Raw genomic sequence first — 22,370 nt, 5'->3', positions numbered from 1 at the left:
AAGACATATACAGAGAGACCTTTTAAAATCGGAGGAAACCCAAAATGCGCAAAACGAAAATTGTATGTACAATCGGTCCATCCAGTGAATCACTGGAGAACACCAAAAAACTGATTATGGCCGGTATGAACGTGGCCCGTCTGAACTTCTCCCACGGTGATTTCGATGAGCACGGCGGACGGATCAAAGCGATTCGCCAAGCATGCGAAGAGTTGAACAAAACCGTAGCAATCCTGCTGGACACCAAAGGACCGGAAATTCGGACAGGTAAACTCGAAGTTGAACCGATTGAACTGGTTCAGGACGAGTACATCACTTTGACAACAGAAGAAATTCTGGGCACCAAAGAACGTCTTTCCATTACGTATGCAGATCTTCCAAATGATGTTGAGCCGGGATCTACAATTCTGATCGACGACGGTCTGATCGGACTGACTGTGGTGGAAGTGCAAGGCACCGAGATCAAATGCCGTATCGTGAACGGCGGAACGATCAAAAGCAAAAAAGGTGTTAACGTTCCGGGCGTTGCCATTTCTCTGCCGGGTATCACTGAAAAAGATGCGAACGATATCGTATTTGGTATCGAGCAAGGTATCGATTTCATCGCGGCTTCTTTTGTTCGTAAAGCAAGTGACGTGCTTGAGATTCGTGAACTGCTTGAGAAACACAATGCTGGACATATCCAAATCATCTCCAAAATTGAGAACCAACAAGGCGTAGACAACCTGGATGAGATCCTTGAAGTGTCTGATGGCTTGATGGTAGCTCGTGGTGACCTCGGCGTGGAAATTCCTGCGGAAGAAGTACCATTGGTACAAAAACGCATGATCGAAAAATGTAATGTTGCAGGCAAACCGGTTATTACAGCTACACAAATGCTGGATTCCATGCAGCGCAACCCACGTCCAACTCGTGCGGAAGCAAGTGACGTTGCGAATGCGATCTTCGACGGAACAGATGCAATCATGTTGTCTGGTGAGACAGCTGCGGGTAAATACCCGGTTGAATCCGTTCTGACAATGTCCCGTATCGCTGAAAAAGCAGAGTCCGCTCTGCCTTATCAAGAGCTGTATCTGAAACAACGCGTTGCACAACAAACAACTGTTACAGAGGCAATCAGCCAATCCGTTGCGCTGTCCGCTCAAGATCTGAACGCAAAAGCGATCATCACTTCGACTGAATCTGGCCATACGGCTCGTATGGTTTCCAAATACCGTCCGGAAGCTCCAATCATTGCTGTGACTACGGAAGATAGAACTTCCCGTCGTCTTGCACTGGCTTGGGGGGTTACACCGGTGAAAGGCAGACGTTGTGACTCAACGGATTCCTTGTTTGAGAATGCAATCGAAGGCGGTTTGAAATCCGGAATCGTCAAAGAAGGTGATCTGGTTGTCATCACTGCGGGTGTACCTCTGGGTCGCTCCGGTTCCACCAACCTGATCAAGGTAAGCCAAATTCCAAACAACGCTTAATTGAACAATTAAGTTTTAGATGGATCAAAACAGGAATGAAGCAATGGGGCAATTGTCCCGTTGCTTTTTTCCATCTTTATGAGACTTTTCACTGAATAAATACGTATAAAGGGTAGACCCAAGGAGGCGGGTAACATGCAAGAACAGCACCATGGAAACTGGTATGCGGCACGTTTGCGTGTGCGCTATCAAGAGAGTGATCAGATGGGTGTGGTCTATCACGCCAACTATTTGAATTGGTTTGAAATCGGTCGAACCGAGATGATTCGCCAAATGGGGTATACATATCGTAAAATGGAGGAACAGGGGCTACTGCTTCCCGTAACTGGACTGGATGTGAAGTATCATAAGCCTGCAAAGTATGATGATGAGATTATGATATTCACCCGAATTGTTGCTTTTAGTGGTCTGCGATTAAATTATGAGTACGACGTAAGACGCATGACCGAAGACCTTGCTGTACAATTCGGCATTGGAGAGCAGATATGGGCTTCTGATGAATCGCTTCCGGGAGAACGACTGGTTACAGGCTCTACCCAGCATGTATGGGTGAATGGAGATTGGAAGCCGGTAAGACTGGATAAAGCCGCCCCTGAGCTCTATAGCGCACTGGAGAAAGTGTGGCTCTCAGGAAAGGAGTAATTTGTAATGCGAAAATGGATGTGGGCTATATTATTATTCGTTCCGGTTATGGAATTGTTTGGATTCATTCTGATGAGTGACTGGATCGGAGCCGGGAAGACCTTGCTTCTCATGATTCTCACGTCCTTGATTGGTATAGCGATGCTGCAGTTTGAAGGGCGAAAAGTACTCGTCGATGCCAAAACCGAGATGGAACGCGGTAAAGTGCCTGGACGGAAAATGGTAGACGGACTTTTTATTTTTGTGGGTGGTTTCTTGCTGTTGATTCCGGGGTTTGTTACGGATATCATCGGATTTACCCTTGTATTTCCGTTAACACGTGCTGTGTACCGCTTATTTTTCCTAGGTTGGCTTGAGAAAAAAATGAAAAACGGCAGCATCACATTCTACCGCCGTCGCTAATATGGTGTTGATTCATTATTAAAGGCTCCTTCGCGCAGATCTTGTTCTGCAGAAGGAGCCTTTTTGATGTATTAAAAAAATGTACAAATGCTATCGGACCCGGCCATTGATAATGTACGTTCTCAGGTCACGCAGCACATTCGCACGATTGAAGGCATCAAGAATGACCAAGCTGACAGGACCGATGATCAGGCCGAGTACGCCAAAGAGCTTCAGTCCAACAAACATGCCCACCAGTGTCGCAAGTGGATCCAGACCTACACTGCTTGCCAGTACCTTTGGCTCAATGATCTGTCTCGCAATCAGTACGATGAGATAAACGACCGAAATACCAATCCCTAGATAGAGGTCTCCGTTCATAAACAGGTATGCTGCCCATGGAACCATGACCAGCCCGACGCCAAGATAAGGAAGAAGATCAACCAGGCCGATTAGCAATGCAATAGTGAAAGCAGACTTCACCTGTAAAATGAGCAATCCAATCATGACAAATACCGCAGTTATTGAAATCATGATCAGTTGAGCACGGGCGTAGCCGAACAATGCTTTCTTTAAGTCGTTCCATATATCCGTAATCGGTTTGCGGATTGAAGAAGGCACCCATCCCGAGACTGTAATGCCGTGGCGCGTCCAGCTTTTGCTAATAAAGAACGTGGAGAGCAGAACGACAATTAATACCGCTCCCATGTTGGGAAGAGAGGTCAGCAGGCCCAAAATCATATTGAAAAATCCGGTAACCAGATCGCTGACAGCCGTACCTACCGTTTCGGTTGTTTTGCTGATATTGCTGTTGATCGTTTCCTGGTAGTTAGGATTTTCCTTATAAAATTCATTAATCTGTCCGATCAGGTTCTGGATCGTATCGTTTTGGGTCCAGCGGACAAAGGTTTCTTTAATCTCGTCCACATGCAGGTCAAAACTCGTGGTGAGTGATATCACTTCTTTTACCATCCGGGTTACTGCTGCGGAAAGTATCACAACGATTGCCCCGAAATAGACAATCAATGAAAGGGTTACGGCTAACCAGCGTGGAAAGCGGGCTTTGTCTTGAAGCAGCTTCACCAGCGGATTCATCGCATAAGCGATAATCCATGCGATGACAAAGGGGTATAAAAGCGGGAACAGCACGTATATGGCAAAGGCGATCAGAACGGTCGCAATAATGACCCACAAGCCGCGCAGCAGGCGTTTCATAATAATTCTGTCCAAACGTCACGTCTCCTTCTAACAATTTCGATCAGCATAGAAGCTATCTAGTTAATATAGAGCAATTGTAGCGTTTTGAAACGTTTGTTTGGCTTGCCAAGGAGCATTTATTTTCTTTTGCCTAGAGTATGCCAGAACACACGGATATATAGCAATATTCATCGCGCAGGTGCACAGAATTATATAAATAGGATAAAATGTCAACCTTGTTTTTGTAAAGGTTTTCAAAAATGATTTATAGGCGTGATAAAGAAGTTTGATGTGCGAATGGCCTTTGGTGATGTTCACATAACCGACAAAATCCAGTATGATGTTATAAGGAAATACCGATTGACAGATAAGAAACCCGAATTTTGACGGTTTTACTATTTAATGAATTGTAAATGTTTTCAACACCAATTATTATGCTTTTCTAAGAGCTTCATCATGCTTTGTGGTTTCTTGATTTCGTTTATTAAAGGAGAGATGTAATATGACAGCTACCAAAGGTCTGGAAGGCATCGTTGCAACAACCTCTTCGATCAGTTCCATTGTAGACGGTGTACTTACATACCGTGGCTACAATATTGACGATTTGGCTGAACATGCAAGCTTTGAAGAAGTTGCTTATTTGCTGTGGTTCGGCAAATTGCCCAATACGGATGAATTGAAATCCCTTCGTAAAAGCCTGAGCGATTACGCGCCGATTCCGAGCGAGTTGATTGCACAAATCCAATTGTATCCGAAAAACATGAGTACCATGGCAGCACTGCGTTCTGCAGTATCCGCTCTGGGACTGTATGATGAGCAGGCTGACGAGATGACAGCTGAAGCTAATGAAAATAAAGCGGTCAAGTTGCAAGCTCAATTGCCAACGATTGTGGCAGCCATCGCCCGCATCCGTCAGGGAAAAGAGCCTGTGGCTCCTAAAGAAGGCGCTTCCATCGCTGAGAATTTCCTGTACATGATGACAGGTGAAGAACCTTCCGATACGGCAGTTAAAGCGCTAGATCAGGCTCTGGTTCTGCACGCGGATCATGAACTGAATGCTTCGACGTTTGCAGCACGGGTAACCGTAGCTACGCTCTCCGACATTTATTCAGGCGTAACTTCCGCTATTGGCGCACTGAAGGGACCCCTGCATGGTGGTGCGAACGAAGCCGTCATGAAGATGCTGAATGAGATTGGCACGCCGGATCGTCTGGAAGCAGCGATTCAGGAGAAGCTGAACAATCGTGAGAAAATCATGGGCTTCGGACACCGTGTATACAAAAATGGTGATCCACGTGCCAAACACCTGCAGAAGATGTCCAAAGAGCTGGGCACCATGAACAATGACACCCGCCTTTATGAGATGTCTGTGAAGATTGAAGAACTGGTTACCGGGCAAAAAGGGTTGAAGCCGAACGTGGATTTCTATTCCGCTTCCGTGTATACCCAGCTGGGTATCGAACAGGAACTGTTCACGCCGATCTTTGCCATCAGCCGGGTATCCGGATGGACAGCACATATTCTGGAGCAGCTTGCGGATAACCGCATTATTCGTCCGCGTGCAGAATATACAGGTCCAACGGATCAGCGTTACATTTCAGTTGAGCTTCGCTAATAGACGGAAAACCAGTATAATAAACTGGATGGGGTGAAGGGTCCCGAAAACTGGCAGCAAGCCTGGCCAGACATCAAGACCCTTCCTTCGATAAGACAAGCGGTATCATGATACCGGAAATATACCAACACTCAAGGAGGAATTATGATTATGAAATTAGAAAAATTCGCTCATCCAACTGAAGGGGAAAAAATTCAGATTGATAACGGAACACTGCAAGTGCCTAATAACCCGATCATTCCTTTTATCGAAGGTGACGGTACAGGCCGCGACATCTGGAAAGCTTCCAAGCGTGTATTGGATGCAGCTGTTGAAAAAGCATATGATGGCAGCAAAAAAATTGCATGGTATGAAGTGTTTGCTGGTGAGAAAGCATTCAATACATACGGTGAGTGGTTGCCGAATGATACGCTTGAAGCAATTCGTGAGTATATCGTAGCCATCAAAGGACCTCTGACGACGCCAATCGGTGGCGGAATTCGTTCCCTGAACGTAGCATTGCGTCAAGAGCTTGACCTGTACACTTGCCTGCGTCCTGTGCGTTATTTCGACGGAGTGCCTTCCCCGGTTAAACGTCCTGAACTGGTAGACATGGTCATTTTCCGTGAGAATACAGAAGATATCTACGCTGGTATCGAGTATGCTGAAGGTTCCGATGAAGTGAAAAAAATGATTCAGTTCCTGCAACAGGAAATGGGCGTTAACAAAATCCGTTTCCCTGAAACTTCGGGTATCGGTATCAAGCCAGTATCTTCCGAAGGTTCCAAACGTCTGGTACGTGCAGCAGTTCAATACGCCATCGATCACAACCGTAAGAGCGTGACATTGGTACACAAAGGCAACATCATGAAATTTACTGAAGGTGCCTTCAAAAACTGGGGTTATGAAGTCGCTGAGGAAGAGTTCGGCGATAAAGTGTTCACTTGGGCACAATACGACATCATCAAAGAAAAAGAAGGTACGGATGCAGCGAATGCAGCTCAAAAAGCAGCTGAAGATGCAGGTAAAATCATCGTTAAAGATGCGATTGCCGACATTGCTCTGCAACAAGTATTGACTCGTCCAGGCGAATTCGATGTTATTGCTACATTGAACCTGAACGGTGACTACCTGTCCGACGCACTTGCTGCACAAGTTGGTGGTATCGGTATCGCTCCTGGAGCGAACATCAACTATGTAACAGGCCATGCGATCTTCGAAGCTACTCACGGTACTGCACCTAAATATGCGGACAAAGACGTCGTGAACCCTGGTTCCGTTATCTTGTCTGGCGTTATGTTGCTTGAGCACCTGGGATGGCAAGAAGCAGCAAACCTGATCTACAAAGGTATGGAAACTTCCATCAACAACAAAACCGTAACGTATGACTTCGCACGTTTGATGGATGGTGCTACTGAAGTTAAATGCTCTGAATTCGCTGATCAAATCATTAAAAACCTGTAAGGGGAGTTGAGAGGCATGACTATTCAGCGCAAAAAAATCACAGTAGTCGGTGCCGGATTTACCGGAGCAACAACCGCTCTAATGCTTGCCCAAAAGGAGCTTGGAGATGTTGTGCTGGTTGATATTCCTCAATTGGAAAACCCGACTAAAGGTAAAGCACTCGATATGCTGGAGGCGAGCCCTGTTCAAGGCTTTGACAGCAATATCGTCGGAACTTCAAACTACGAAGATGCGGCTGGTTCAGACATTGTGATTATCACTGCAGGCATTGCCCGCAAGCCGGGAATGAGCCGGGATGATCTGGTCAATACCAACGCTGGAATCGTGAAGTCCGTGTGTGAAAACGTGAAAAAATATTGCCCTGATTCCATCGTCATTATTCTGAGTAACCCGGTAGATGCGATGACGTATGCTGCATATAAAACACTAGGATTTCCTAAAAACCGAGTTATCGGCCAATCCGGTGTCCTGGATACAGCGCGTTATTGCACATTCATTGCGCAGGAGCTAAATGTATCCGTTGAGGATGTTCGTGGTTTCGTTCTTGGTGGCCACGGAGACGACATGGTACCACTTGTTCGTTATTCAAGTGTTGGTGGTATTCCAATCGATACATTGATTCCGGCAGATCGCATTGAATCCATCGTACAACGCACACGTGTTGGCGGCGGCGAAATTGTCAATCTGCTGGGTAACGGAAGTGCCTATTATGCCCCAGCAGCTTCACTGGTTCAGATGACCGAAGCCATTTTGAAGGACAAAAAACGGATCATCCCAGTGATTGCTTACTTGGAAGGCGAGTATGGTTATAACGACTTGTTCCTCGGTGTGCCAACCATTCTGGGTGGTAATGGGATTGAGAAAGTATTTGAACTCGAGCTCACACCTGAAGAAAAGGCGGGGCTGGACAAATCTGCGGATTCTGTTCGAAACGTCATTTCAGTCGTGACCATATAAGTTTGAAAACTTCTTGAACATAAAAAGTGAGAAAACCTCCGGAAATCCGGAGGTTTTCTTTTCTTTGGATAAGTTCCCCAGTATAATGGGATGTGATGTATAGCACACTGAAAATGTTGAGGAGGATGGAAATTTTGACAATGATTATGTATTTGCTCCATATCGTCGGAGCGCTATCCATGGGGTTCTATCTGATCTTGCCGTTCGTGGTTGGTAAGATCCGCACACTGAATGCTGCGGCACAGGAAGGGGCATTTACATCGGTTCGTTCCTTGAACCGCATCGCCCAGTATGGGTTGGTTATCCAGCTTCTCACAGGGGGATACCTGATGACGAAGGGTGAGTATTCCCACCTGTGGATGGGTGTCGTTGTTGTTTTATTGCTTGCCATTGCTGCCATTGGCGGTATTATGGGTAAACCGCTGCGTCTCGCCGCAGAAGGTGTGAAAAGCAACCGTGATGTGAGCCCGGAACAGGGCAAGATTCGTACGTTCAGTACAATACTGGCTGTCCTCTTGCTCATTATGGTTTATCTTATGGTTGATCGCACGATAATCTAACTAGTTATCTGCAAGACTATTGCTCGATACAGCCTGTTAACCAAAATCTAAAACGCTTGCATAAAATGCTGGTAGACAAGCCTTGCAGGGTAATCATGTTAGTATCAAAAATAGACAACCCATGGGGCTGTCTATTTTTATTTGTTTAACATATTGGACTAGGCAAGGCTGACTGTATGAGTAAATACAGCGTTGCGCCCATTTCGTTTGGACTCGTATAATGCGCTATCGGCATCCCGAAGCAAGGATTCCAGTGAATCCGTTTCACGGCTATACTGGGCCACCCCAAAGCTTGAAGTAATAGGCACAAGACTTCCCTCCACATGAAGAGGGTCATTCAACAAAGCCACACGTAACTGCTCGGCTAGCTGCTTTCCATCCTGAAGAGCTGCATTCGGCAGGGCAATGACAAATTCCTCTCCGCCATACCGGGCGAACACCATTTCAGGTTTCAAATAACGATTACATACTGAGACGACATGAATAAGGGCCTGATCCCCAACTTCGTGTCCATAAGTGTCATTGATCCGTTTGAAATGATCGATATCAAATAGAATAAAAGATGCAGGCTGATGGCTAAGCTGTGCCTCGTTCAGTATTTCACGGCCTTTATGCAGAAACTGCGTTCGATTGTATATTTTGGTCAAACCGTCGAAATATGCGAGCTGCTTCAATTGTTCTTGTAGAAACCGCTGCTCCGTAATATCGATTAGCATGATCAGACTTCCAACGGGCTCTCCGTTTTTGTTATACACATAAGATGTTCTGACCTGATAACAAACCGTCTGCCCATGCAGCTGCCAATAGAGATCCGTCTGCAGGCCTTCTCTTCCGTATTCCACGGGAAAATTCTCGCCGGCCAGTGAAAGCCAAATATCATTCAGCGGCTGTCCAACCATGCTTGTCTCCAGTTCAGGCAGCATATCGCGCAACGCTTTGTTGTAATCGACCAGACGATTCGAACCATCCAGAACAATAACGCCCTCGCGCATGCTCTCAAAGATACTGTCTTTGGCTATAGGAACGATGGTCAACAGACGAGAAGACAGGATTGCCCAGATGTACATGGATGAAGTGACACACATGAGTACCGGCACAGGATCCATTCCTCCTGGCGTCAGTCCCATTAAGTAAAGAAAGGCACCCGTCATCGGTATCAGTTGGGATGTAATCAATGTAAGCAGCTGACGGCGATACATTTTCTTGGTGTGTTTCCATTGCGCAATAAGGATCAGACACGCACATAACAGACATGAAAACGTAAATGCTCCATGAACAACATACCATTGGCCAGCGGCAATATCCATCAAAGGAACAGAACTATCTGTTCGAAGCCATACTTTTTTGTAGAATAAATGGTGGTAGTCATTGGTTGCAACCATGAAGAGCGTAATCGTCGGAATGACGAACAGCGCTGCTGTTGCCTTTTTCGATAGTGACTTGCCCGTATACCGGATCATCAGGATCAAGCCGAGGGAGGCGGAGAAAGGCATGCCCATGTACTCCACTACCGTCCAGAATTTCATTTGTTCCAGTGTATTGCTGGCGAGCTCAATGGCATAACCAAAGGTATAAACGGATAAGGCAGCCGTATAGAGCATAAATACGTTGGCTCTTGAAACTTCTGCTCTTCTAAAATAGGTGTATACACACAAAAAAACATTCAGGACGGCTGAAGTGGTTACAAGGGATATATAAGCGTTAATGTGCGATTCCATTGTTTGGCTCCATGTCAGATTGAGAATCTGTTATTTGAGATGCTTGATCGAACGCAGAATATATACCGGGTATAAGGTACTAAAATCACAATTGTATACTGTACATTGTACCTCAGCCCAAGCGGCATAGGAATACAATTTGTGTCATGAAACAGGTCATTTTCGAAAAATAATCGAAATTTGGTGCAATCTATAATTCATCCTATTTTCTGTTTGACCTTCAAAAGAGAGTGGTAAGTAAGTATCGAGACAGCAGAAGTGAGTTTTGGATGATGTCAGCTGCAGCAGGAATAATCTGCACTGTTCATGCCATCCTACAGAATGAGAAGTTTACAGCCATTCATTTTGAGAGGAGAATGTGAAATGTCAACCAATACACAAACGCAAAAAACGATGCCAGCACAACATCAGGACCAGCGTCCCGGAATTGAATCGGAGATGCACCCTAAGCCGGAGTTTGAAAAACCGCAGTATAAGGCGGCTGACAAATTATTGGACAAAGTTGCCCTTATTACCGGAGGTGACAGTGGAATCGGACGTGCCGTTGCCGTTACGTATGCCAAAGAGGGCGCGGATGTAGCCATTGTATACCTCAGCGAGCACCAGGATGCAGAAGAAACCAAACGTCAAGTGGAGCAGGAAGGACGCAAGTGTATCCTGATTGCCGGAGATATTGGTGATGATTCATTTGCCAAGCAAGCTGTTCAACAGACGGTGGAGCAGCTGGGCAAGCTGGATATTGTGGTTAACAATGCGGCCGAGCAGCACCCACAGCAGCAGCTCGAGGATATTACGCCTGAACAGCTGGAGCGGACGTTCCGCACCAACATCTTCGGGATGTTTTATATCACGCAGGCCGCCCTGCCACATCTGAAGCAAGGCAGCACAATTATCAACACGACGTCCATCACAGCCTATCGAGGTAGTCCGACTCTGCTCGACTATTCGTCCACCAAAGGAGCGATTACATCGTTCACGCGTTCCCTGTCCATGAATGTTATTGAGAAAGGCATTCGTGTAAATGCGGTAGCTCCAGGCCCAATCTGGACACCACTGATTCCATCGACATTTGATGAGAAAAAGGTGAGCGAGTTCGGCGCTACGCAGCCGATGAAACGTCCTGGTCAACCGGATGAGCTGGCTCCTGCATATGTATATCTCGCTTCGGATGATTCCTCCTATGTGAGTGGACAAGTCATTCACATCAACGGTGGCGAAGTCGTTAATGGATAATCTAAAGCTCCGTTCGAGTTAGTATTTTCAATCACATATCTAAGACGTATCGTTCAGCTGCTGCTGGCGGTACGTCTTTTTAGTTTTGACAATGATCCCAAATTTCTGTGCTATGTTTACAAAAGTCAGGATCAGAGATGATAGTTACATGATATTCTTGATACATGTTCTCTTGAACCTCGTACCGTAAAAAGTACTTCATGTCGTAATCTGGTTTCAATTAGAAACGAATCTGTCCCAAAGGCAACTGTGATATGATAGACGGAACATACCTATCGGGAGGATACAACATGAAGATTAGCAAACAAAACGCAGCACATTACATATGGGGTGCACAATGTGATGGATGGCATCTCGTGCAGAACGAGGGTTTAAGCATTATTCATGAGCGCATGCCTGCAGGAACAGCTGAAGTACGTCATTACCATAACGTAAGCCGCCAATTCTTTTTTATCCTGAGCGGAGTGGGGTGTATGGAGCTTGATGGCGTGGAGTACACACTTGAGCCACATGAAGGACTGGAGATTCCACCGGGAGTCCCTCATCAGATGCAAAATACAAGTGCAAATGAAGTAGAGTTTCTGGTTGTTTCACTGCCAGGTACACGTGGCGATCGGATAGAGTGAACTGACCTATAATTGAGATTAACTAAAAAGGAAGAGATTAATGAGACCGTTTCGAGTTCGCCTTTCCATCATCATGATGATATTGATTGGTGTATCCGTCATTGTGGCTGGATATACGATGGGCAGAGTATTTAAAACAACACACACCACGGCACTGGAGCAAACGATGGTGCGTGAAATCAATTTGCTTAAGGCAACGTTTCCTTTCCACGATGCGACCGATCCAACCTCGGCAGAAACAAGAAAGTACTATTCGGATCGGGCAGGCGAGCTGGAGAAGCTCACCGATTCCAGGGTAACGTTTATTAATCGGGATGGAACGGTCATTGGTGATTCAGAGAGTGATCCTGCTACAATGGATAATCACTTAGACCGGGAAGAGATCAAGGGTGCAGTTGGTGATGGTTATGGCCAGTCGATCCGTTTCAGTGAGACGCTGGGAGAAGATATGTTATATGTCGCTCTGCCCGTGAACTCGGATCAAAGTGACATGGTAGAAGTGCCCGGAGGAGAATTCGATGGTTACATCCGATTATCCATGAGTTTGGCTGCTGTTGATCAGGGGTTACAACGTGGCTGGTTAATCATGTTTGTAGCCTTGGGGCTGTTGTTCCTGATTGTAGCTCTGGTCAGTTACAGGGTTGCTCGGGGATTAACCTCACCAATCGAACACATAACGAAGGTAGCTCATCGGATTACCAAACTGGAATATGATGCCAGGGTAAAGGTAACACGCAGAGACGAAATTGGACAGCTTGGACTGGCGATTAACGGAATGGCTGACAGTCTACAGACACAGCTTAAAACAATTCGTGATAATGAGGCATTACTGCAGAGTGTCCTGGCCAACATGGCAGGCGGCATTGTCATGATTGATGCGTCCCAATCCATTGCACTGGTAAACCGGGAAGCAGAGCGTATGCTGGGTATTCAATCCGAACGCGTGACAGGTAAACCCTATATTGAATTGAAGAAACATTATGAATTGACGCGGACGATTGAAGAAAGTGTAGCTGTTCAGGAACGGATGCATGAGGAGGTAAGTATCTTTAACCCGGAGGAACGTCTGATTCGTATTGATGGTGTTCCGATGACTGAAGATAATGGCGGATACCGCGGAATGCTTTTCCTTTTGCAGGATGTTACGGCGATACGCAGACTGGAGTCAATGCGCAGTGAGTTCGTTGCGAATGTTTCCCATGAATTGAAGACTCCTGTGGCCGCGGTCAAAGGGTTTGCTGAGACGCTGCTCAGCGGGGGAGTGCAGGACAAAGAGACGGAACGGTCATTCTTGCAGATCATCTATGACGAAGGCGATCGATTAAACCGGTTAATCGGGGATATTCTGGAGTTATCCAAGATCGAATCCAAGCGGGCACCGCTGCAATGTTCTCCCGTACATGTGCATTCGTTCTTCGAGATGGTTCTGGGTACACTATCCAAAGTGGCAGAGAAGAAGCAGATTCGACTGCAGATGTTTGTGCCAGAGGAGCTGTATATCGAGGCTGATGAGGATAAAATGAAACAAATTTTCATTAATCTGCTCTCGAACGGGATTAACTACACTCCTGAAGGGGGACGTGTCAAATTACAGGTGACGGTCGAACGTGGTGAAGCCGAGGAACAGGTGGTATTTGCAGTATCTGATACCGGAATTGGTATTCCGAAGAAGGACCTGCCGAGAATCTTTGAACGTTTCTACCGGGTAGACAAAGGAAGATCACGCAACTCTGGTGGTACGGGGCTTGGGTTATCCATTGTGAAACATCTGGTTGAGCTTCATCATGGCAAGTTATCGGTTGAGAGTGAACTTGGCATGGGTACAACGTTCAAGGTAATCCTTCCCCTAATACAGGATGAAGAAATCTAGGCCTGAAGAAGTGAATTGTAAAATCGAATAAATTGCTTTACACAGCGTTAACAAATAAGTGCTATGATATAAAAAGTGTTGTGGCAACAGACAACCTATAAGGAGAGAAGGGGTATCATGGCACAGCGTTTGCTAGTTATTGAAGATGAACCTACATTATCGAGATTACTTACGTACAACCTGACACAGGAAGGCTATGACGTTACCGCTGAGGATCATGGATCTTCAGGATATGACCGTGCAGTTTCTCAGGACTTTGATTTGATCCTGCTGGATCTGATGCTGCCCGGAATGAACGGTCTGGATATTCTGAACAAATTAAGAGTTCAGGGTGTAACTACACCCGTCATCATCCTTACGGCGAAGAACGGTGAAGCCGAGGTGGTACAGGGTCTGAAATCTGGAGCTGACGACTATATTACAAAGCCCTTTGGCGTTTCGGAACTGCTTGCCAGAGTGGACGCAGTATTAAGAAGATATTCCAATGGTGATGACCTGCCTCAGCCAGAGGACAAGGATGGTTCACGAATTGTACTTGGCGAACTTGAGATCTATCCACTGAAGTATGAAGTGACGCTGGGTGGACAATCCATAAGTCTGCGTCCTAAAGAATTCGAAGTTCTGCTCTATTTGGCCAAGAAGCCAGGCGTTGTACTTACACGTGATGACCTGATGAATGCGGTCTGGGGCTTCGATTATATCGGAGGCCAGCGCACCGTTGACGTCCATGTAAGTTCATTACGTAAAAAGCTGGAGCTGGACCCGGAATCCGTACACATTGATTCCATTCGAGGTGTAGGTTATAAACTGGTTGTAAAAAGAAAAACTCCCCATCATTCAAGTTCGTAATGATCGGGGAGTTTTATTTTACGTCCGATTTACATAAACCTTTATTTTCCTTTACATAGAGGGAGTAGCATGAACTTGTCCGAGTGATTCTTAGGACCTACATAACCCATCTCAGGACGGAGCTCATACGTAAAGGAGATTGCGCATTTATGCCCACGTTGCTCGAAGAGAAGCCTGATCTATCCGTAGAAGATACATATAAGCATGAGGATGACTCGATTCGTTTAACTCAGGATGATCTTACAGAATTAACCCTTAACAACCAGGTGTCCATCCGAGAATACTGCCGTCAGGTTCCCATGGTGGGGGTGAATACCACCTGTGGAGAGGCTGCCAGCATACTGAGTCAGGAACAGAAATATCCATGTGTAGTATTGGGTGATGATCAGAATCGCCCACTGGGGTTATTGATGCGGGAAACCTTGTATCGAATACTGAATGGACGTTTCGCCGCGGATTTGTTTTATCGCAAGTCCATATCACATGTTGCTGATTCATCTCCGGTAGTCGTGGATGTACTGGCTGCTGCGCCAGAAGTGATTGATGTAGCTTTGTCACGAAGTGAGGAGCATTTCTATGATTGCATCATTGTAACGGAGGAGAACAGGCTGCTTGGCGTATTAACCATGCGGGATCTCATGTCCCTTTCCAGAAGGATGCAGCACGAGGCTGGAAAAGAGCGCATTCACACCATTACCGAGAGCCAGAAAGAAATATCCCGGATCCATGAGTCGATTACGAAACTGGTTCAATCCGCTGGAAAGACAGGAGAAGATGCGAAACAAATTATTCAATTGTCTGAACAGGGTGCAAGCAGTCTTATGCAGGTTGAGGCTTCGTATAACCGCGTACATCAGCACATGGGAGGACAACGCCAGCACGCTAATGATATGCTGACCTCAATAGAAATCGGAGCGGGCATGGCACATTCCATTCGTTCTCTGGCCGATCAGAGTGCGTTGCTTGCCATGAATGCTTCCATTGAGGCAGCTCACGCTGGCGAGTATGGGCGAGGCTTCCAAGTGGTGGCTGGTGAAATTCGAGCCTTAGCCAAGCAAACCCGTGAGGTTGCTGGAGATATGTCCTCTTTGCTTGAGGGGATCGGTGAATTAACCAGACAAACCGTTGAACTGGTTCGCGCCAGTGCTGCTGAAATTGACGATAGCTCTGCACATGTTACCGAAGGAAGTGCAGCTTTCAATCGTTTAAACTCTGCCGTGGAAGGTATGCTGCATATTGCTGCCAATATCGCAGAGGAAGGCAAGCAGACTGGAGAAGTGGCGGATTATATCCGAAAAAAACTGGATTCTATGATTTCTGGGGGAGAATTGTAAACAAGATAGACATCATTTACCATCTATGATCGTAACGGGAAGGTCATGGCTTGTGAACGATGTCTTTTTTACATTCCGTTAACATGAAAGTGATACTCTTTTTACAATAAGAAGGTAGGATATTAAGGATGACCGAGAAGCTAAAATATTTATTGATCTGGCCTCGGCCTCAACGTAAAGGGAGCTTGGTCTGTCCCTCCAGCGAAGGAGAAGTGAACATCCATGAAGGAACTCATTCACATTGAAGGACTTAATCTGTACTATGATACGCATCATGCGCTTAAAAATATATCAATGGACCTGCCGGAACGAACTGTAACTGCATTCATCGGACCGTCAGGTTGTGGTAAATCCACATTGCTCCGTACATTAAACCGGATGAATGACATGATTCCGGGAGTACGTGTCGAGGGACAAGTTCTGCTCGATGGATCGGATATCTACAGTAATGAAATCGAAGTTGAAACGCTGCGCAAACGAATAGGCATGGTGTTTCAGCAGCCCAATCCTTTTCCAAAATCAATCTATGATAATGTCGCATACGGCCCACGTTTGCACGGCGTTACCCAGAAGGCGGAGCTGGATCAGTTGGTTGAGCAAAGTCTTGTACACGCTGCATTGTGGGATGAAGTCAAGGATGTACTTAAAAAATCGGCGCTTAGTCTGTCGGGCGGTCAGCAGCAGCGTCTCTGTATTGCACGAGCCCTCGCGGTACAGCCTGATGTATTGCTGATGGATGAAGCCACTTCGGCCCTGGATCCCATCTCGACATTAAAGATCGAGGAACTGGTCAAGGAACTGCACAACAAGTACACCATCGTCATGGTAACCCATAACATGCATCAGGCTGCCCGCGTATCGGGTAAGACTGTGTTTTTCCTGAATGGTGAGGTTGTGGAGGCCGCTGATACAGAAACGCTGTTCTCCACGCCCCAGGATTCCCGGACCGAGGATTATATATCCGGACGGTTCGGTTAAGCAAGCTGAATTCGAACGAACCCGGCGTATCCGGAGATGATGGACAAGGGGGACATGGAAACCTATGATTCGCAGAAAAGAATTTGATCAGGAGCTTGAAGAGCTTCGCATTTTGCTTCGGCAAATGGGTGAGCATGTAGGAACGGCATTGGATGGTGCTATTGAGAGTTTACGGACATTGGATGCTGAGAAAGCTCAGGTCATCATCAAGAATGATGCGAATCTGAATGCGCTGGAAGACAAAATCATGGAACTTGGCTCCAAGCTGATTATTACCCAGCAGCCAGTCGCGAAGGATTTGCGCCGTATTATTGTGGCGTTCAAAATCTCAAGTGATCTCGAGCGTATGGGCGATCTCGCCTTGGACGTTGCCAAAGTTACGCTTCGTATGGAAGGCCAGGAGCTGATTAAACCACTTGTGGATATCCCGCGTATGGCGGAAATCGTCAAAGAGATGATTGATGAATCCATCGAGTCATTCCTGAAGGAAAATACGGATCTGGCTTACAAAATGGCACAAACGGATGACCAGGTTGACCAGCTGTACAGTCATATGATTGGCGATCTATACAGTTTCATGACCTCTCATCCAACTCAGGCCTCTCAGGCCATGCTGCTCATGTTGGTAGGACGGTATATTGAACGCATAGGTGATCATGCAACCAACATTGGGGAGAGCACGGTTTATCTGGTAACAGGTAAACGTCCGGATTTGAACCAATAATCATTAACGGCAAATCATTGGAATTGGGGACGATTTGCTGCAAAAACAAGGGACTTTCTCCCGGCGGCCTGCAAGCGACAGGCTGTCTGTGGAGAGAGTTCTTTTTTTGCTGGATAGAATGTGTAAAAAGATGAGCAATCTTTTTTGTAGTAACAGGTGTGTATGTTATCATGAGAGTAGATGTACTTGAGGGTTTGACCATACGATACGTGAGGTGCTGGAATGGAAAAGTTTATTCTCATAGATGGAAATAGCATTATTTACCGGGCATTTTTTGCAATGCCTCCTCTGACGAATTCAAAAGGATTGCATACCAATGCGGTGTATGGCTTCACCACCATGCTGCTCCGATTGCTGGAAGAGCATAAGCCGACTCATGTTATGGTGGCATTTGATGCCGGCAAAGTCACTTTCCGTCACGAAGGTTATCAGGAGTATAAAGGTGGCCGGGAAAAAACACCACCCGAGCTGTCGGAACAGTTTCCATTACTCAAAGAATTGCTACAAGGATTGGGTATTGCCCAGTTTGAGCTGGCCGGGTTTGAAGCGGACGATATCATCGGAACGTTAACCAAACGCGCAGACGAGGCTGGAAGACAGGTATTGGTTGTATCGGGTGACAAGGATATGCTGCAGCTTGCCTCCGAACATGTACATATCGGTCTCACGCGCAAAGGGGTAACGGATATCGAACTGTATGACCCTGCTCAAATTAAGGAACGGTATGGTCTGACGCCACTCCAAATTATCGATCTCAAAGGCCTGATGGGCGATGCGTCGGATAATATTCCGGGTATTCCGGGAGTTGGAGAGAAAACAGCGTTGAAGCTGCTGCATCAGTTCGGATCGGTAGAAGATGTGTTGAACGGGACAAGTGAACTGAAAGGCAAGATGAAAGAAAAGATTGAGGCCCACGCCGAAGATGCTCGGATGAGCAAACAACTGGCGACCATTCACCGCGAAGTGCCACTGGAGCAAACCTGGGATGACATGCAGTTCGCTGGATTAAAAGAAGAACAGGCTGGTCCTGCACTGGCCAAGCTGGAATTCAAATCCTTGCTCGAACGCCTGTCGTTCAGTGGCAGCATTGCTTCTGAACAGGAAGCGGTCCCTGCTGCCGAGGTAGAGTCCTCTATTGCAACAGAGGAGAACATAAGTGAGCTGTTCAGTTCCCTGGGTTCCATTGATGTACTGCACGTGGAGACACATGGGGATAACCCGCACCAAGCAAAATTGATTGGACTTGCTGTAGGTTCCGCTGGAACCTATACGTTCATATCTCCCGAAGTGCTTCATTCCGAGGCAGCGGCTCCAGTGCGGGAATGGCTCGGTAATTCAGAACAACCGAAACGCGGGTATGATCTTCATCGTGTAGACCTGGCCCTTCATGCACATGGTATTGAATTCGCTGGCGCATCTTTCGATGTACAGCTGGCAGCGTATTTGCTTGATCCAACGGAATCCAACCAGACAATTAGTGGACTCACAACCAAGTATGGTCTGCCATCACTCGTGGAAGATGACACGGTTATGGGGAAAGGGGCCAAGTACAAGGTGCCGGAAGCAGAGATACTGGGCGATTTCCTGTGCCGCAAAGCTGCTGCAGTCGCAGCCATTATTCCACTTCAGGAGCAGGCACTGGCGGGCGATGAGATGAACTCGCTTTTCCACGAGCTTGAGATGCCATTGTCACGTATATTGGCGGACATGGAGAAGCAGGGCATCAAGGCCAATACAGCCGATCTGCAAGCACTGGGCAGTGAGTTTGAAGAACAGATCAGCAGATTGATGGCTGAGATCTACAAGTTGTCAGGAACGGAATTTAATCTGAATTCACCGAAGCAGCTGGGTGAGATTTTGTTTGATAGACTGGGTTTGCCAGTGGTGAAAAAAACAAAAACAGGCTATTCCACAGATGCGGAAGTCTTGGAGAAATTGGCTCCTTATAATGATGTGGTCAAGCATATTCTGCAATATCGTCAGCTTGCCAAACTGCAATCCACTTATGTGGAGGGCTTGCTTAAAGAGATTTCTGATCGGGATGGCAAGGTGCATACGTATTATCGTCAGACCATTGCTGCAACGGGACGACTTAGCAGCCAATTCCCTAACTTGCAGAACATTCCGATTCGGATGGAAGAAGGTCGCAAAATCCGGAAGGTATTTGTTCCTTCCGAGCCAGGATGGTCCATTCTGGCAGCAGACTATTCCCAGATTGAACTGCGTGTACTGGCCCATATTTCGGACGATGAGCGCTTGAAGGAAGCGTTTGTCAATGATATGGATATTCATACCAAGACCGCTTCGGATGTATTTGGTGTGAATCCTGAAGATGTGGATGGGGATATGCGTCGTTCCGCCAAGGCAGTTAACTTTGGTATCGTGTATGGAATAAGTGATTATGGATTGTCTCAGAATCTGCATATTACGCGTAAAGAGGCTGCACAGTTTATCGATCAGTATTTTGAAGTCTTCCAGGGTGTGCGGCGATATATGGATGACATTGTGAAGGAAGCTCGCCAGGATGGATACGTTAAAACGTTGTTGGAACGACGTCGCTACCTGCCAGAGATTAATGCCAGCAACTTCAATCTGCGTTCCTTCGCAGAACGTACGGCGATGAATACACCTATTCAGGGAACAGCGGCTGATATCATCAAGCTGGCCATGGTGCAGATGGATGAAGCGCTGCGTGAACGCCAATTGAAGAGCCGCATGCTGCTTCAGGTACATGACGAACTTGTATTTGAAGTACCTGCGGATGAGCTGGAGCTGATGAAGGAGCTGGTGCCATCCGTTATGGAAAAAGCATTGGAGCTCTCGGTACCACTCAAGGCAGAAGTCAGTTTCGGGGAAAATTGGTACGAAGCCAAATAACCAACCGGTATGTATTTCCGTTTATTTACAAACATTTCCTCACAACGATTCGACATAAGAAGGGGTCCCGCTGAAGCTCAACTTCCGTTATAATATAGGGGAGGTGAGAACATCATGCCGGAATTACCGGAAGTCGAAACAGTCAGAAGAACATTGAATCAACTTGTTGTAGGTAAGACCATTGAACGCGTAACCGTTAACTTGCCGCGCATCATTCAGCGGCCGGACGATATAGATGCATTTGCACTGGAACTCGCAGGACACACCATCATCGGAGTGGAGCGCAGAGGGAAGTTTTTACGGATTTTGTTGGACGGGCTGGTACTGGTCTCCCATCTGCGGATGGAAGGTAGATACGGCGTATACGAGCAGCACGAAGAAGTGGAGAAGCATACCCATGTTATCTTTCACTTCACAGATGGTACGGAATTGAGATACAAGGACGTACGACAGTTTGGAACCATGCATTTGTTTGCAGCGGGCGAAGAGCTCGTATCCAAACCTTTGTTGAAGCTCGGCCTTGAGCCGCTGGATCCGGCATTTACCGTGGCTGCATTTCGTGAAGCTGTTGGTAAACGGACAACCAAAATCAAGGCTGTGTTGTTAAATCAGGCATATGTCGTTGGCATCGGGAATATTTATGTGGACGAAGCCCTTTTTCGCGCAGGCATTCACCCCGAAACCATTGCCAAGACGCTGACTGAAGCCCAATTGACGGTGCTGCACGAGGCTATTGTAGCTACGCTGCAGGATGCCGTGAATGCAGGCGGATCCTCCATCAAATCGTATGTTAATGGACAAGGTGAGATGGGCATGTTTCAGCATCAACTGAAAATCTATGGTCGCAAATCCGAGCCTTGTACAACGTGTGGTACATTGATTGAGAAAAGCGTTGTTGGCGGTCGCGGGACGCATTACTGTCCGAAGTGCCAACCATTAAAATAACCCAAGGAAGATACAAATTGAAATTGTCTTTTACACGTTTACGGTTTTAATTTGTGCCGAAAGAACGAAATGATTAAAACGTAGCACCCATGGATTACTCCCTCCATATACTGATATGGCAGAAATAAGCGGGCGAATACCTACCTGTAACCGTAGGTGGAAACGAGTTCCCGCACAGGGGAGGAATCCAGGGTGCTGCATCATTTTATTTCATTGCTGGCGCTTGCTTTGGCGCTTAGTTTAGATGGTTTTGGTGTCGGGATTACATACGGGCTGCGCAGGACGAAGATCCCGCTGTTATCCATTGCTGTCATCTCCATTTGTTCGGGGTTGGTCATTGCGTTGTCCATGCAGGTGGGAGTACTCCTATCCCATGTGGTATCTCCTGATTTGGCTTCGTTCGTTGGTGCGGTTATTCTGATTGCCATCGGTGCGTGGTCATTAATTCAGTTGATTCGTAAGCAGGGGAAGGATCGCCTCGAATCGGAAGAGGGAACGGAAGCAGTCGGAGATGAAGAGCAAGCACTCAATGCAGCGCCGGTCAAAGGCAGAAATCAAGTGCTGGCACTTGATCTTGAACCATCTGCATCCGGCGGATCACTGGAACGCATGGTATTTACATTGGAACTGCGGAAATTAGGTGTTGTCATTCAAATATTACGCAGTCCTTCCAAAGCGGATATGGACAATTCGGGAAGCATATCTGCTCAGGAGGCAATGTGGCTTGGAATTGCTCTGTCACTGGATGCCTTTGGTGCAGGGCTCGGAGCTGCTTTGCTCGGTTTCCCCACATTGTGGACTGCGCTTGTCATCGCGCTGTTCAGTGGCGCATTTCTGTTAATAGGCATGAAAGTTGGATTGCGCTTTTCAGCTCTACGCTGGATGAGAAGACTGTCCGTACTGCCTGCTTTGTTACTGATGATTATGGGAATAATGAAGCTGTTATGAG

The 22,370-nt window shown here is 46.7% G+C and carries 19 protein-coding genes; 17 read left to right on the top strand and 2 right to left on the bottom strand.

What is annotated here, in order from left to right; genetic code table 11:
• Positions 1-44 precede the first annotated feature (44 nt).
• The 3 genes from pyk (at position 45) to CHH60_RS09555 (ending at position 2,516) form a co-directional block, all read left to right on the top strand.
• Entirely contained in the window at positions 45-1,472 is a 1,428-nt protein-coding gene (gene pyk, locus CHH60_RS09565; protein WP_095288128.1) for a pyruvate kinase, read from the top strand.
• A 135-nt stretch (positions 1,473-1,607) separates the two neighbouring features.
• Positions 1,608-2,114, top strand: a complete 507-nt coding sequence (locus CHH60_RS09560) for an acyl-CoA thioesterase (RefSeq protein WP_095359010.1) — start codon at positions 1,608-1,610, stop codon at positions 2,112-2,114.
• Positions 2,115-2,120: 6 nt separating this feature from the next.
• Positions 2,121-2,516 (top strand): FxsA family protein, encoded by a 396-nt coding sequence (locus CHH60_RS09555; protein WP_095359009.1) that lies wholly within the window; start codon positions 2,121-2,123, stop codon positions 2,514-2,516.
• Positions 2,517-2,606: 90 nt separating this feature from the next.
• On the opposite strand, the gene ytvI is transcribed toward CHH60_RS09555, so the two are convergent.
• The gene (gene ytvI / locus CHH60_RS09550; protein WP_095359008.1) at positions 2,607-3,725 is read right to left on the bottom strand and encodes a sporulation integral membrane protein YtvI; all 1,119 of its coding nucleotides are present in this window, start codon (positions 3,723-3,725) and stop codon (positions 2,607-2,609) included.
• Between the two features lie 469 nt (positions 3,726-4,194).
• Between ytvI and citZ the strand changes: the two genes are divergently transcribed.
• The 4 genes from citZ (at position 4,195) to CHH60_RS09530 (ending at position 8,267) form a co-directional block, all read left to right on the top strand.
• Positions 4,195-5,307 (top strand): citrate synthase, encoded by a 1,113-nt coding sequence (gene citZ, locus CHH60_RS09545; protein WP_095359007.1) that lies wholly within the window; start codon positions 4,195-4,197, stop codon positions 5,305-5,307.
• 150 nt (positions 5,308-5,457) lie between these two features.
• The gene (gene icd / locus CHH60_RS09540) at positions 5,458-6,750 is read left to right on the top strand and encodes an NADP-dependent isocitrate dehydrogenase (RefSeq protein ID WP_095359006.1); all 1,293 of its coding nucleotides are present in this window, start codon (positions 5,458-5,460) and stop codon (positions 6,748-6,750) included.
• Positions 6,751-6,765: 15 nt separating this feature from the next.
• Positions 6,766-7,707 carry a malate dehydrogenase gene (gene mdh, locus CHH60_RS09535; protein WP_095288122.1) on the top strand — a complete coding sequence of 314 codons (942 nt, stop codon included), beginning with the start codon at positions 6,766-6,768 and terminating at the stop codon, positions 7,705-7,707.
• A gap of 134 nt (positions 7,708-7,841) precedes the next feature.
• A complete protein-coding gene (locus tag CHH60_RS09530; protein WP_095359005.1) occupies positions 7,842-8,267 on the top strand; it encodes a hypothetical protein in 426 nt (141 codons plus the stop codon).
• 158 nt (positions 8,268-8,425) lie between these two features.
• Here CHH60_RS09530 and CHH60_RS09525 read toward each other — a convergent pair whose 3' ends face one another.
• Positions 8,426-9,985, bottom strand: coding sequence for a histidine kinase N-terminal 7TM domain-containing diguanylate cyclase (locus CHH60_RS09525; protein WP_095359004.1), 1,560 nt, complete (start codon positions 9,983-9,985; stop codon positions 8,426-8,428).
• 363 nt (positions 9,986-10,348) lie between these two features.
• On the opposite strand from CHH60_RS09525, the gene CHH60_RS09520 reads away from it, so the two are divergent.
• From CHH60_RS09520 to CHH60_RS09475, 10 genes are all read left to right on the top strand, one after another.
• Entirely contained in the window at positions 10,349-11,218 is an 870-nt protein-coding gene (locus CHH60_RS09520) for an SDR family oxidoreductase (protein ID WP_176476024.1), read from the top strand.
• Positions 11,219-11,508: 290 nt separating this feature from the next.
• Positions 11,509-11,844, top strand: a complete 336-nt coding sequence (locus CHH60_RS09515) for a cupin domain-containing protein (protein WP_095359002.1) — start codon at positions 11,509-11,511, stop codon at positions 11,842-11,844.
• A gap of 40 nt (positions 11,845-11,884) precedes the next feature.
• The gene (pnpS, locus tag CHH60_RS09510; protein ID WP_095359001.1) at positions 11,885-13,714 is read left to right on the top strand and encodes a two-component system histidine kinase PnpS; all 1,830 of its coding nucleotides are present in this window, start codon (positions 11,885-11,887) and stop codon (positions 13,712-13,714) included.
• Positions 13,715-13,831: 117 nt separating this feature from the next.
• Positions 13,832-14,563 carry a response regulator transcription factor gene (locus CHH60_RS09505; protein ID WP_095288117.1) on the top strand — a complete coding sequence of 244 codons (732 nt, stop codon included), beginning with the start codon at positions 13,832-13,834 and terminating at the stop codon, positions 14,561-14,563.
• Positions 14,564-14,712: 149 nt separating this feature from the next.
• Positions 14,713-15,897 carry a methyl-accepting chemotaxis protein gene (locus tag CHH60_RS09500; RefSeq protein WP_095359000.1) on the top strand — a complete coding sequence of 395 codons (1,185 nt, stop codon included), beginning with the start codon at positions 14,713-14,715 and terminating at the stop codon, positions 15,895-15,897.
• Between the two features lie 222 nt (positions 15,898-16,119).
• Positions 16,120-16,875, top strand: a complete 756-nt coding sequence (gene pstB, locus CHH60_RS09495; RefSeq protein ID WP_095358999.1) for a phosphate ABC transporter ATP-binding protein PstB — start codon at positions 16,120-16,122, stop codon at positions 16,873-16,875.
• A 64-nt stretch (positions 16,876-16,939) separates the two neighbouring features.
• A complete protein-coding gene (gene phoU / locus CHH60_RS09490) occupies positions 16,940-17,599 on the top strand; it encodes a phosphate signaling complex protein PhoU (RefSeq protein WP_095288114.1) in 660 nt (219 codons plus the stop codon).
• A 222-nt stretch (positions 17,600-17,821) separates the two neighbouring features.
• Positions 17,822-20,476 carry a DNA polymerase I gene (polA, locus tag CHH60_RS09485; RefSeq protein WP_095358998.1) on the top strand — a complete coding sequence of 885 codons (2,655 nt, stop codon included), beginning with the start codon at positions 17,822-17,824 and terminating at the stop codon, positions 20,474-20,476.
• A gap of 114 nt (positions 20,477-20,590) precedes the next feature.
• Entirely contained in the window at positions 20,591-21,421 is an 831-nt protein-coding gene (gene mutM / locus CHH60_RS09480) for a DNA-formamidopyrimidine glycosylase (RefSeq protein WP_095288112.1), read from the top strand.
• A 192-nt stretch (positions 21,422-21,613) separates the two neighbouring features.
• Complete coding sequence (locus CHH60_RS09475) at positions 21,614-22,369, top strand: manganese efflux pump (RefSeq protein ID WP_095358997.1); 756 nt, start codon at positions 21,614-21,616, stop codon at positions 22,367-22,369.
• The last annotated feature ends 1 nt before the right edge of the window (position 22,370 follow it).

The organism is Paenibacillus sp. 7523-1, assembly GCF_002276415.1.
GTDB lineage: Bacteria > Bacillota > Bacilli > Paenibacillales > Paenibacillaceae > Paenibacillus > Paenibacillus illinoisensis_A.
Note: the sequence above shows the minus strand (reverse complement) of the source record. Positions and strands in the feature narration are given on the sequence as shown.